The organism is Nocardia pseudobrasiliensis NBRC 108224, assembly GCF_001613105.1.
Lineage (GTDB): Bacteria > Actinomycetota > Actinomycetes > Mycobacteriales > Mycobacteriaceae > Nocardia > Nocardia pseudobrasiliensis.
In genome coordinates this window covers 51,426-64,515 of sequence record NZ_BDBS01000040.1, presented here as the reverse complement: position 1 = coordinate 64,515, position 13,090 = coordinate 51,426, and the positions used below count along the sequence as shown (strand labels likewise).

General features: G+C 70.0%; 11 protein-coding genes. 5 read left to right on the top strand and 6 right to left on the bottom strand.

What is annotated here, in order from left to right; translation table 11 throughout:
- Positions 1-192: 192 nt before the first annotated feature.
- The 6 genes from NP4_RS28975 to NP4_RS28945 all read right to left on the bottom strand — a co-directional run bounded on the left by NP4_RS28975 (position 193) and on the right by NP4_RS28945 (position 7,426).
- Complete coding sequence (locus NP4_RS28975) at positions 193-1,014, bottom strand: VOC family protein (RefSeq protein ID WP_068004681.1); 822 nt, start codon at positions 1,012-1,014, stop codon at positions 193-195.
- 517 nt (positions 1,015-1,531) lie between these two features.
- On the bottom strand, positions 1,532-2,143 hold the full coding sequence (locus tag NP4_RS28970) for an HdeD family acid-resistance protein (protein ID WP_068004679.1): 612 nt from the start codon (positions 2,141-2,143) through the stop codon (positions 1,532-1,534).
- 484 nt (positions 2,144-2,627) lie between these two features.
- Entirely contained in the window at positions 2,628-3,728 is a 1,101-nt protein-coding gene (locus tag NP4_RS28965; protein ID WP_169813819.1) for a coiled-coil domain-containing protein, read from the bottom strand.
- Between the two features lie 921 nt (positions 3,729-4,649).
- Positions 4,650-5,654, bottom strand: a complete 1,005-nt coding sequence (locus NP4_RS28955) for an alpha/beta fold hydrolase (RefSeq protein ID WP_068004675.1) — start codon at positions 5,652-5,654, stop codon at positions 4,650-4,652.
- Positions 5,655-5,872: 218 nt separating this feature from the next.
- Positions 5,873-6,367 (bottom strand): DinB family protein, encoded by a 495-nt coding sequence (locus tag NP4_RS28950; protein ID WP_068004673.1) that lies wholly within the window; start codon positions 6,365-6,367, stop codon positions 5,873-5,875.
- Positions 6,368-6,799: 432 nt separating this feature from the next.
- Positions 6,800-7,426 carry a class I SAM-dependent methyltransferase gene (locus tag NP4_RS28945; protein ID WP_068004672.1) on the bottom strand — a complete coding sequence of 209 codons (627 nt, stop codon included), beginning with the start codon at positions 7,424-7,426 and terminating at the stop codon, positions 6,800-6,802.
- A gap of 88 nt (positions 7,427-7,514) precedes the next feature.
- Here NP4_RS28945 and NP4_RS28940 point away from each other — a divergent pair, with 88 nt between their 5' ends.
- From NP4_RS28940 to NP4_RS28920, 5 genes are all read left to right on the top strand, one after another.
- On the top strand, positions 7,515-8,096 hold the full coding sequence (locus NP4_RS28940; RefSeq protein WP_068004670.1) for a helix-turn-helix domain-containing protein: 582 nt from the start codon (positions 7,515-7,517) through the stop codon (positions 8,094-8,096).
- A gap of 427 nt (positions 8,097-8,523) precedes the next feature.
- Positions 8,524-9,828 (top strand): extracellular solute-binding protein, encoded by a 1,305-nt coding sequence (locus tag NP4_RS28935; protein ID WP_068004857.1) that lies wholly within the window; start codon positions 8,524-8,526, stop codon positions 9,826-9,828.
- Positions 9,829-9,834: 6 nt separating this feature from the next.
- A complete protein-coding gene (locus tag NP4_RS28930) occupies positions 9,835-10,788 on the top strand; it encodes a carbohydrate ABC transporter permease (RefSeq protein ID WP_068004668.1) in 954 nt (317 codons plus the stop codon).
- Positions 10,785-11,636, top strand: coding sequence for a carbohydrate ABC transporter permease (locus NP4_RS28925; RefSeq protein WP_068004666.1), 852 nt, complete (start codon positions 10,785-10,787; stop codon positions 11,634-11,636). The genes NP4_RS28930 and NP4_RS28925 overlap by 4 nt, the downstream gene beginning before the upstream one ends.
- Positions 11,633-13,051, top strand: a complete 1,419-nt coding sequence (locus NP4_RS28920) for a beta-N-acetylhexosaminidase (RefSeq protein ID WP_068004664.1) — start codon at positions 11,633-11,635, stop codon at positions 13,049-13,051. Before NP4_RS28925 ends, NP4_RS28920 begins: the two co-directional genes overlap by 4 nt.
- The last annotated feature ends 39 nt before the right edge of the window (positions 13,052-13,090 follow it).

The window sequence follows — 13,090 nt, the reverse complement described above, 5'->3', positions numbered from 1 at the left end:
CGTCTGTCGCCGCAAGCGCTCTATACCGTCGAGCGCGTTCGAGAATGCACGCACATGCCGAATGTCGGGTATCGCTGGGGAGCGTCGATGGCCCCGGCTACCTCCGCACCAAGCCGCTGATCGGGCGAGTGGCCAGTGCAGATCAGCTGTGTCGCAGCTGTTCTCGCCCGACACTGTCTTACCCCCAGGGCGTCAGGCTAGCGGCGACATGAACGACCAGAGTCGCTGTTCCAGGTCGCGGGCACTGTACTCGCGGTATCCGTAGGGTTGGTCGGTCGGCGGGTAGACGATATCCGCGCCCTGCTGTTCGGTGTGCTGATAGTGGGCGTCGACGTCGTCGACGATGATCGACATTCCCTCGGTGCAGGCACCCAAGGTTTGGGGCGACTGCAGGCCGAACCGCTCGGAAACCTGGTGCAACCAGATGACTCCGTCGCCTGCGGTGACCTCGGCGTGGTAGACGGTGTCGTCGGGTGCCCGTTCGATACGGCCTGGTTCGAAACCGAACACGGTGGTGAGAAACGCGTGGGCCGCAGCGATATCGCGATAGACCAGGGTCGGGATACGACGTCGTACGTTGGTGTTGAGCATCGCCATGTCCTCCAAGGTGTCGAGCAGTTCGTGGATGTCGGGTTCACCATGTCGAGCGAGGGTGTCGATCATCGCGGCCAACCGGTTGCGTAGCCGATGTTCCATCCCAAGGCTCTGGTCGAGCCGGGTGATGTGTTGGTGGATGGCGGTGAGCAGATCCCAGTCGGGGTCGGTCAGGGCGGCGGCGACCTCGTCCAACCGCAGCCCGAGCTGTCGCAACAGACCGATACGGTAGAGACGTTCCACGTCCCGCGCGGAGTACAACCGGTGCCCGGCACTTGTCCGCCACGACGGTGACAACAGTCCGATCTCGTCGTAGTAGTGCAGGCTACGCACCGACAGTCCGGTCGCGGCCGCCAACTCACCGACCTTCACAGCCACACCGGGCGCGTCGTGCGCGTCACCTTCACTCGACTTGGTCACAGATCCGACCGTAGGACCTCACACCACGTCAGGTGCAAGCGTAACCAGAGTTCTCGTCCTGCCGCGACTCCCAAGCAACCGGCAAACCGAACAAACACGACCCGCCGCGCACCCACACACCACCGCACAGACCACCACACACGCCGAAACCGTTGCCCGAGTAGCCATATCGCCCCTCCCGTCACCACCGGCTCACCGCTGTCAGCGTGCGCCGCCCGCCCCCGCGCCCGACACCCCTGCGGGCAGCCGCACTCGACGCACGAGACCGACACCATCGCGCCGCCCCCGCACCCGCCCGCATCCCCGGCGGGCACCGTCCCTCGCGCGCCCGCGACGGCGACCGCTCACACGCCGTACGAGGTTTCCCCGCCCGCGTGACGCGGGGGACGTCAGCCAGTGTCGGTGCCACCCCCACCCCTTGCGCGCGGAAGCCAGCCACAGCCGCCGACACGGTCACCCGCCGCCGCGCGGGCGGGCCTCTGCGGCATCGGTCTTTCCCCGCCGACACCGCGAACGATCACCCCCGATACGGCTGCTGCGACCGCAACAACCCACCCAACCCCGTCTGTCCCACCGGCAGCGGGCGCCCGATCCGCGCCGCGGTCCGAATCTGCACCCCGCCCAACACCATCGACAAAAACCCCACCAGCACCGACAGCGCCGCCACCGTCTCGATCGGCCACACGATCACCGCCAGGCCCGCCACCAGCGTGCCCAACCCCACCGCCTCCTGGCGGCCGGTATCGGGCAACTGTGGCGACCACACCGCCACGATCGCCTGCACGATGCCGTGGATCGCCCACCCCATCCCCACCCACAACGCCAACAACGACACCCAATCCCCGCTCTGCACACACCACACCGCCAGCAACACCGTCAACAACGCGGTGATCAACTGCAGAATCCGCAGTCCGCGACCGATGGGGGCCCGGAAGGTGACCACGAACTGCCAGGCCGCCACCAACACCAGGCACAGGCCGAACAGCAGTTCGCTCACCCGCACCGACTTGTCCGGCCACACCAGCATCGCCACACCCAGACCCACCGAGACACATCCGACGGCGAACGCCGCCTGCCAGGCATCACCCGCGAACAGGTCGGTGCGCCCGGTGACTCGCAGAAGGGGCATAGCACAATGATATGACCCCAACCTCAATAGCTGGTCATTTGCCCATAATTTGTCCGGAACCCGCCCCCGGGATCGGGTCGGGGACCGATTCCGGGAGCGGCGCGGGGATGTGCCGGAGGTGCTGTGCCGCACCGGATTTCTCCGGTGACAGTCATACGTCCCGCTGGTCTGCTGCCCGCCGCCGCGACCCTGCCGACCGTGGCCGCGCTGCGGTGCGGCTGCCCGACCGCACCACCCGCCGCCCCGACCGGTGCCCGCCGCGACACGCGCCGATCCGGACGCCCCCCACGCCTGGCCCGGTGCGCCGTCATCGACCGACCCCAACGTCGGTGGTCAGTACACCTAGCGCAGAGACCATGTACCCGACGGTGAGGGCACCGGGGTGATCGGTTTGTCGCAAGGGAGGTAATTCTCGACCCACCGTAAGCTCCGCGGGCTCATCGCGCCTGTGCGCGCCGAACCCTTCATGCACACGCCACGCACCTCACGCCGGCGTCGCGCCCCGCCGGGAGTCGGCCAGCAGTTCATCGAGCAACCGTTCGGCGCGTTCGGCCCGGACCAGGGTTTGGGCGCGGGCGTCGTCGACGGCGGCCAGGCGGTCGGCGGCGTCGCGGTGGGCGCTGGCCAGGGTGGCGGCGAATTCGGTGCGCAGCGCGGTGATTTCGGCGGCCGCGGTGCGGCGAGCATCGGTGAGTTCGGTGTGGGTGCGGGCCAGTTCGGTGCGCACCCGGTCCAGCTCGGCGCGGGTGTCGGTGAGGGCCTGGGCGCGTTCGGTGACCGCGGCCTCGGCGCGTTCGATGGCGCGTTCGGCGTCGGCGGCGCGCTGCACGGCCAGATCGCGTTCGGCCGCGGCGGCGGTGATCTGCTGGGCGGCTTCGCGTTTGACCCGCTCGACCTCGGCGCCGGCCTTCTGCCGCGCCAGCGCGATCTCCTCGCCGGCCTGTTCGCGGGCCCGGTCGATGGCGTCGGCGGTGTCGCGGCGGATGGCGCGGATCTCGGCCTCGGCCTGGGAGCGGGCCTCGAACACCTCATCGGCGGCCCGCTTGGTGACCCGCTCGACCTCGCCGAGCGCGTCGTCGCGCGCCGCCACCGCCTCGGCGATGCGCCCCTCGGCCTGTTCGGCGGCCGCCGCGGCATCCTCGGCCGCCGATTCCGCGCCCGCCCGCGCCTGTTCGGCGTCGCGGCGCGCCTGTTCGGCGGTGACCGCGGCCATCTGCGCCTCGGCGATCCGCCGCGCCGCATCGGCCTGAGTGGCCTGCACCTGCGCCTCGGCCACCGACGGGTCGGCCAGGGTCGACATCTGCGCGACCGCCGCGGTCAAGGTGTCGCCCAGCTGATCGGCCAACGTCGTGAACTGGGTGAGCAGCTCATCGGCGCGCAGCCGCGCCGCGGTCACCGGACCCTGTTGCGTCACAGTGACGTTAGCGGCCGGGGTCTGCTCATCGTCCTGCTGGCGTCGCTGCCGTTCCCGCCACGCTCGCCAGCGCGTGTGCTCGGGATGATCGCAGTATTCCGAGGGCCGTCCGGGGCCACCGCCGCGCGTGATGGGCCGCGTGCAGTCGGGGTAGTTGCAGAGGGTCGACACCGGGAAATCGTAGCGTTGGTTTCGTCAATTCCAACGAAACGACACGAAACGAAACCCGGAGTCGCACGGCGGCGTTGACCTCCGATAAGTGAACCTTATCGGCGGTCAACATTCCGGGATCTGCTGTTTCCTCTCGCCAACCATTACGTTTCGTTACGTTGCGCCAAACGAAACGAAATATTACGAAACCTCGCCGAAAACTGTGCCCGCTGGTACGTCAGTACCAATCCCGGCTGAGCGCCCGGACCGCCCCCACCGATCGACCGAACCACGACAACGACAACGACAACGACAACGAACCGGACACGGGACAGCCTTCGACTGAGTTGCTGCCCGCCGACGCCCGGCGCGCTCACCCTCGACGATCAGGGCCAGCAGCGAGCTCCGGCATCAGCGAATGCCGGTGAGCCGACCTCGCGGGTGTTGGCTTCACGGTCCAGGGACCGCTGGGTGCGATCGCCGACGAGGTTCCCGCCCTCGTTCATCACTGCTTGTCGGCTGATCGGCGCGGCGAGTTCGACCAGCGGCCGGTCCGACAGGCACTCGACCCGCTTCGGAAGTCGCTGTGGCTCAACGGCTCGCGGCCGGTGATCGACTACTCCGATATGACCTCGATCTCTGAGGTGCCAGGGCCCCTCGGATGCGCGCAGTCGCGACGTTTCCCGGGGCTCCCGCTCAGCCCGCCCGTGCGGTGATAGTCGGTGTGGTGAAGAAGGATTCGGTGTGGCGGGTCGACTCCTTCTCCTGGGCTGATTGATCTCGGATCACCACGCACCCGGAGGAATGCCGACCTCGCCGGGAGCCGCGCGGGATCGAATCCATCGGGTGAATGCCGACCTCGCGCTGGCGGATCAGGCGCGGCCGCCGCCGCGGGCGCGAGCGATGACCTGTGCCGCCGGGGACCACCGCGGCGTGCGCCACTCACGACAGAAACCGCAGCAGCTGCGCGGTCACGAAGTCGGGGTTCTCCTCCACGAGCCAATGTCCCGCGTGCGGGACATCCGCCGCCGCAACGATATTGCTCATTCGCGGTGCCACCGTCGCGCGGATCGCGTCCAGTTGTCCCTGGGCGGTCAGCAGCAGCGCCGGGACCGGGGTCGCGGGAGCGGCGAGGATGTCGCGGACGTCGGTGTCCAGGGCGCGGTAGAGCTCGAAGCCGCCGGAGAGGGCCGAGGGGCGGCGGTAGGTGCGGGCGTATTCGTCGATTTCGGCGTCGGTGAAGGGGGAATGGTCGCCGCTGCCGCCGAAGGCGGTGCCCCCGTAGGAGACCTGGGGGTAGAACAGGGCCAGATAGTCGCGGACGTGGTCGCCGACGAGGGCCTCGGGGACGCGGGGTTGGGAATGGAAGGCGATATGCCAGCTCAGGCGGCGGTAGGTGGCGGCGTCGATGGCGGGGCCGGGCAGCGGCAGGTCCAGGTAGGCCAGGGCGGCGGTGTCGGTGGGGAATTGGTCGGCGTACTGGAATGCCACCGCGGCGCCGAAGTCGTGGCCCACCACGCGGGCATCGCGCAGACCGAGTCGATCGGCGATCAGAGTGTGCAGGTAGCGGGCCAGGGTGGCTTTGTCGTAGCCGGTCGGGGTGCCCGCGCTGTCGCCGAGGCCGGGCAGGTCCACCGCGTAGACGGTGTGGTGTTCGGCGAGAGCGGGCATGATCGGCCACCAGCCGTACCAGGTTTGTGGCCAGCCGTGGATCAACACGACCGGTGTGCCGTGACCGCCGGTCACGTAATGCATGCGCACGCCGTCGATGTCGGCGAACTCGTGACGGAAGGTCTGGGTGAATCGCGGGTCGGCGTGGGTGACCGCGGCGTAGGCGGGAACTGCGGTGTCACCGGGAGTCGAACACGCCGTGGCGGCGATGGCCACCAGCGCGGTGAGCGCGATGGTCAGTAGCGCGCGCAGCGGCCGCGAGGAGGTGATGCTCATCTGTGCAACCTGTCTGGGAAAAGGGAACGGGATCGTCGGGGTGGCGCGGTGAGCGAGCGAAAACGGGGACTTCACGGGTTCGCGCTGTCGCCCGCGCGAACGGTGGCCTCGGCGCTCACTCGGGGAGAACGAGCAACGGGAGCGACCCGGCGACATCGGTCAGCGAGCCGTGCCGCGGCACGCAGGGGCCTCACCGGCGTGGTGGGTCCGGGTACGGTTCAGCGTCCGGTGGCGCCATCGATCAATTCGCGCAGGATGTCGGCGTGCCCGGCGTGGCGGCCGGTTTCCTCGATCATGTGCGCCAAGGCCCAGCGCACGCTCGGCGCGGCGCGGCCCGGTCGCGGGATCGGCGCGGACAGGTCGGTGCACCCGTCGAGTACCTCGTTGGCGCGCGCGACCGCCTCGCGGTAGCGGGCGAGGACCTCGGCGACACTGTCATCCGGTGCGGGCACGAAACTCGCCTGCCAGTCGGCTACGGTCTCCCCCAGAAACATCGACCGCTCGACGCAGGTCAGATGAGCCAGCAAGCCGAGCAGAGTCGTCCCCGACGCCACCATCGCGGTGCGCGCCTGGGGTTCCGGCGCGCCGTCGAGCTTCGCGGCGACCGAGGCCCGCAGATAGTCGAGAAATCCGCGCAGCACAGCGCTTTCGGTGTTCGCGGTGCGCGGCGGCGGACTGTCGTGGCGACGGCCGCGTCGCGGGAAGGTGGACACGAGTGGGTCTCCTTTCAGGATGCGGCGACGCCGCGGACGGCAGATGAGACGGGCGCGGCATCAGGCTGATACCGCCGAGCAGGGCCCTGGTCGCTTCGCCCGAGCCAACGGTGCGGTCGCACCGCCTCTCGTCCCGCGTGTTCCGGGTGCGAGTGGCGAGCACATACTGCTGCCGAGAGCTCGTGCGCGCCGCAGGCGCCGATGTGGGTGCGCGCCGATGCTGCTGCCGGTCAGGCGGTGCGCAGTTCGGTGCGGGGGGGGCGCTGGGCGAGGTGCCTGTCGGGACCGCCGCGGATGTGACCGTCGCCATCGAGAAAGCCCGTGCCGCGCAGCGGGAATGGGCCGCGCGGGAATGCCGCTGTCGCAACGCCGTTGCCGATCGTGGGTGCCGGTGCGCAGCCGCTGCCGGCGCGGCCACCGCGCCGACGCCGCTCAGGCGCTGCGACGCCACAGCAGCACGTGGTCGGTCACCTCGGCGGTGCTGCCGTGCGGGCCGGTGGCCAGTCGCGTGGGCGCGGTGGCGCGTTCGAGTGACCAGATCGCCGGATCCAGGTCGACGCGGGCGGCGGTCTCGGCCGGGCTCGGGTAGCGCGGATCGGGATCCTGATTCCACGACCAGGGCGCGGTCGATCCGTGATCGACCACCAGCAGTCGCCCGCCCGCCCGCAGCGCGTGCCCGGCGCGGCGCAGGACCGCCGCGCGATCCAGGTCGGCGGGAGTGTGCAGGTAGTGGGCGCAGATCAGATCGAACTCGCCGCGGGGGAAGGAGTCGGCCAGGTCGTGGCGCTCGGTGGTGAGGGCATCGTCGAGGCCGTGGGCGCGGGCCAGGTCGGTGAGCCGGGTCAGTGCCACCGCGGAGATATCGATCGCGGTGACCTGCCATCCGCGCCGCGCCAACCACACCGCGTCACCGCCGCCACCACACCCCAGATCCAGGGCCCGGCCCGGCGGCAGCGGCGAAACCACCGCGGCGAGAACGTCATTGGGTCGCGGATCGGTGATCGGCGGGCGGGCGCTGTGGACGCCGTCCCAGAATGCGACCGCATCGGTGCTGCTCATCGGAACTCCTTCGCTCGGCACCCGCTCAGTCTCGCCACGACCACCCACGGCTGGCACGAAAACTTGCGGTTCCGGCAAGATAGCGGGGGTGGACTGTGACATCGACGATGTCCTCGAGGCGGTGGGACCGCGCCTGCGCGCGCTGCGCCGTCACCGCGGCATCACCCTGGCTGATCTCGCCGCCCGCACCGGCGTCTCCGAAAGCACGCTGTCGCGGCTGGAAAGCGGGCAGCGCCGCGCGACATTGGAACTGCTGCTGGCGCTGGCGCGCACCTACGATGTGCCCCTCGACGATCTGGTCGGCGCGCCCCGCACCGGCGACCCCCGCATCCACCTCAAACCGATCCACCGATTCGGGATGACCTTCCTGCCGCTGTCGCGGCGACCGGGCGGGATCCAAGCCTTCAAAATGCTCATCCCCGCTCGCCCCGAACCCCTCGAACCCACACCGCAAACCCACGACGGTTTCGAATGGCTGTATGTGCTCACCGGCCGTCTGCGCCTGATCGTCGGCGACCGCGACCTGACCCTGCCCCCGGGGGAGGCCGCCGAATTCGACACCTCGCAGCCGCACTGGCTCGGCAGCGCCGACGGCGGCGCGGTGGAGCTGCTGATCCTGTTCGGCGTCCACGGCGCCCGCGCCCACGTGCGCGGCGCCGCCCACGACTGATCGGCGCGACACCCGCTGCCCCGCTACCACTTTCGACCCCGCACCTTCGCACCAGGTCCGATGATCGCGTCCGGGCGCGCACCCGGGTGGTGGCACGCTCGCCTCGGCGCGGTCGCGCGCGTCAGTGGGTGTCGCGCTCGGCGGTGGATTCGGTCGACGCTGCCGGCGGTGGCGTGCGCCGCGCCCGACCGACTCGTGGTCGAGCACCGCACGCGCGCAGGCGACTCACCACGCCGATCGGTCTCCTGACACCCGCGCGAACGCACCTCGCCCGCATCCGCGCGCGCCGAATTCGCCGACCCCCCAAGCGGTCCCGGCGGCGGCGTGGATCACAGTCACCTCTTGCCTGCTATCGCCCGGAGTGCTACAACTGTGGCACAAATCGCAACAGCTGTTGCAAAATACGCAACAATGGGTGGGAGTGTTCATGGGGCGCCGACGATTTCGTCTCGGTGGTCGACACGGGGTGCTCGCCGCGCTCGCGGCGGTCGTGGTCGCCGGATGCGCGCCGGTGCATTCGGATCCGGCCGGTTCCGGGGCCGACGAGCGCACCGGCACCGTGCGGGTGTGGTTGTTCGACGAGGCCAACCGCGCACCGAAACAGGCCGTGATCGACGCGGCGGTCGACGAATTCACCGCCACCCGACCGGGGGTGCGCGTGGATGTGCAGTGGGTGCCCGTCGCCGCGCGGGCCGACAAATTCGCCGGGGCGTTCAACGATCCCGCCAACGCCCCCGATGTCGCCGAATTCGGTAATACCGATCTGGCCGGATACGCGGTCACCGGCGCGTTCGCGGATCTGGGTCCCGATATCGCGGCCTGGCCGGAGGGCTCGGATCTGATCGCCTCGGTGCTCGACACCGCCGAATCCGGCGGCAAAACCTATGGCCTGCCCTGGTACACCGGAATCCGCGCGCTGTACTACCGCACCGACGTCTTCGCCGAACTGGGCCTGCGCGCGCCGACCACGCTGGCCGAGCTCACCGACACCGCCCGCGCCGTGCACGCCGCGCGCCCGGACCTCTACGGCATCGCCGTCGGCGCGAAATACACCTACGCGCTGCTGCCGTTCCTCTGGGCCCACGGCGGCGAGCTCGCCACCTACGACGGCACCATGTGGAACGCCGCGATCGCCGACCTGCCCGCCCGCGCGGGCATCGAACAGTACGCGGCGCTGATCCACGACGACATCTGCCCGCCCGCCCAGTGCGTCGGGTTCACCGGCACCCAGGCCGTGCAGGCCTTCGCCGGCGGCAAGGCCGCCATGACCATCGGCGGGGACTTCAACCGCAAAGCCGTCGACCAGGGCAGCGTCCGCGGCCGCTACGCGGTGATCCCGCTGCCGGGTATCCACACCGCCTCGCCCGCACCGGCTTTCGCGGGCGGCAACCTGCTGGGAGTGTTCCGCGCCAGCCGCCACCGCGGACTGGCCCGCGACTTCGCGCAACTGCTGGCCGGGGCGAAATATCAGGAGAAGATGTATCACGCGATGGGTAACCTGCCCACCCTGGCCAGCGTGCAGCGCCGCCTCGCCGCCGACGACCCGTTCCTGACCCCGTTCGTCGACACCCTGCGCGCGGGAACGAAATTCGTGCCCGCCACCCCCGCCTGGTCGAAGATCGACAGCCAAAACGTGCTGCCCACCGCGATCGCCCAGATCGCCACCGGCGCCAAGGCCCCGCAACCGGCGCTGTCGGCCGCCGCGGCGGCGATGAACAAGGCCTTCCGGTAGGCGCGCGTGACACTGCGAGAACCGCCCGTGCGCGCCCCGGCGGCCCCCACCACCCGCCCGCGGCGACGCCTACGCCGCGAAACTCTCACCGCCTGGGCCTATCTGGCCCCGGCCGCGGTGGTGCTGGCCGCGGTGCTGGCCTATCCGATCTATCAGATCGTGCTCATCTCCTTCTACGACTACGGCCAAGCCCAAGCCGCGGGCGCGGCCCCGCTGCGATTCGTGGGCCTGGCCAACTACCGCCACCTGGTGACCGATCCGCAGTTCTGGCGGGTGCTGGCCAACACCGTCGGCTTCGGCGCGGTCTGTGTGGCCGGCTCGCTGCTGGTGGGCACCGGGCTGGCGGTGCTGGCCACCCGGGTGCGGACCCTGCCGCGCACACTGCTGTTCGTGGCCGCGCTCGGCGCGTGGGCCACCCCCGCGGTCGCGGGCTCGTATGTGTGGCTGTTTCTGTTCGACACCGACTTCGGACTGGTCAACGATCTGCTGGCGCGGTGGGGCGCGACGGCGATGCGCGGACACTCCTGGACCTACGACACCGCCAGCGCCTTCGGACTCGTTGCCGCCGAGGTGATCTGGTGCTCGTTTCCGTTCGTGCTGGTCACCATGTACGCCGGGATCCGCGCGATCCCCCGCGAGGTCCTCGAGGCCGCGGCCCTGGACGGCGCGCCGGGCTGGCACACGCTCACCGCGGTGATCCTGCCGATGCTGCGCCCGCTGCTGGCGATCGCGACCATCCAATCGGTCATCTGGGATTTCAAGGTGTTCACCCAGATCTATGTCATGACCAATGGCGGCGGTATCGCCGGAAACAATCTGGTGCTCAACGTCTACGCCTACCAGAAGGCCTTCGCCGGGCAGGAATACGGGCTCGGCTCCGCGATCGGAGTGTTGATGACGCTGCTGTTGTTGTCGGTGACCGGACTGTATGTGCGGTCCCAGCGCCGGAGCGCGCCATGAGAACTCCGGCCCGCGCCACCCGCCTGCTCGCCGAAGCCGCCACCCTCGTCGTGGCGGGGCTGGTCGCGTTCCCGCTGTATTGGATGGTGGTCTCGGCGATCAAACCGCCGGGGGAAATCCACTCCGCCCACCCCACGGTGTGGACCTCGGCCCCGAGCCTGGACAGTTTCACCCGGGTGTTGTCGATGAACGGTTTCGGCCGCTATGTCCTCAACAGTCTGCTGGTGGCCGTCGTGGTGGTGGTGTTGTCGCTGGCGATGTCGTTTCTGGCGGCGGTGGCGCTGAGCCGGTTCCGATTCCGCGGGCGCACCGTGCTGGTGGTGATGATCCTGGTGGCGCAGATGGTTCCGGTGGAGGCGTTGACGATTCCGCTGTTTTTCCTGATGCGTTCGATCGGCGGCGCCGCCCCGGTGATCGGTTTGAACGAACTGGGCTCGATCATGCTGGTGGATCTGGCGTTCAGTCTGCCGCTGGCGATCTGGCTGCTGCGCGGATTCGTCGCCGCGGTCCCGGTCGAACTGGAGGAGGCCGCGCGCATCGACGGGGCGAGCCGGCTGCGGTTCACCTGGCAGATCCTGTTGCCGTTGACCGCGCCCGGACTGGTGTCGGTCAGCGTGCTGGCGTTCATCCACGCCTGGAACGATTTCCTGTTCGCCAAGACCTTCATCATCTCCAAAACCGAGAACCAGACCCTGCCCCAGGCGATCCTGGTGTATTTCAAACCCGAGGACACCGACTGGGGCGCGGTCATGGCCTCCTCGACGCTGATGACGATTCCGGCGCTGGTGTTGTTCGTGGCGGTGCAACGCAAACTGGTCTCGGGCATGGACGGGGCGGTGAAGGGATGAGCGGCTTCGACACGCTGCTGCCGCGCCCGATCTCGGCCCGCGCGCGGGCGGGGGTGTACGCCGGGTCCGCCGCGCCGCGGCTGCGCACCGATCCCGCGCTGCCCGCGCAGGGCTATCGCCTCGAGATCACCCCCGAGGCGGTCACCGTCACCGCCGCCGACGAGGCGGGCCACGCCCACGCCCGCCAGACGCTGCGCCAACTGGCCGGTCCCCACGCCTTCCGCGCCGCACCCATCGAACCCGGCCCCCACCCACTGGCGTGCGGGGTGATCGAGGACGCGCCCCGATTCCAGTGGCGCGGATGCCTTTTGGATGTGGCCCGCCATTTCCGCACCAAGGCCGAGGTGCTGCGGTTCGTGGATCTGCTGGCGGTACACAAACTCAATGTGCTGCACCTGCATCTGACCGACGATCAGGGCTGGCGCCTCGAGGTGCCCGGCCTGCCGAAACTCACCGAGATCGCCTCCTGGCGCACCGAATCCATGCTCGGCCGCCGCGACGGACCCGCCCGCGACGGCCGCCCGCACGGCGGCTACTACACCAGCGACGATCTGCGCGAAATCGTCGCCTACGCCGCCGCCCGCGCCGTCACCGTCGTCCCCGAGATCGACGTGCCCGGCCACGCCCGCGCCCTGCTGGCCGCCTATCCCGAACTCGGGCCCACACCCGATGCGCCGCAACCGGTGTGGACCTCGTGGGGAGTCAGCACCGCGCTGGTGACCCCCGGCCCGGCCGCGGTGGCGTTCTTCCGCCGCGTCCTCGATCACGTGCTCGCGGTATTCCCCTCGCCGGTGATCGGATTGGGCGGTGATGAGATCCCCGGCGCCACCCCCGCACACGGCCGCCTGCTCGCCGAACTCGCCGACTATCTGAGCGCGCGCGGACGCCGCGCGATGGCCTGGGACGATGCGCTCGACATCGCCGCGCTGCCGCCGATGGTGATCGGGGCCTGGCGCGACAAATCCGCCGCCGCCCGCGCCGCGGCGGCCGGACATCAGGTCCTGGCGTGTCCGGAATCGCAGGTGTATCTGGATCACCGCCAATCCGATCACCGCGACGAACCGATCCCGGTCGGCTATCTGCGCACCCTCGCCGATGTGCACGCCTGGGATCCCGGTGCGCAGCCGCCGCTGCTGGGTGTGCAGGCCCAGCTGTGGAGCGAACACCTCGACACCGTGCGCCGAGTGGATTACGCGGCGTTTCCGCGACTGTGCGCGATCGCGGAAACCGCGTGGAGCCCGCCCGGCGGTGAGTTCAGCGAATTCCTGGCGCGGTTGCGGGCCCATCATCTGCCGCGCCTGGACGCGCTCGGGGTGGAATATCGACCCCTCGAAGGGCCGCGGCCGTGGCAGACCCGCCCCGATGTGCCCGCCAGCGCGCACTGGCCCCGCGACTTCGCGCCCGGCCAGTGGTGAAGACCGCCCGGGCGCGCGCGGTCTTCACCACCACGAGAG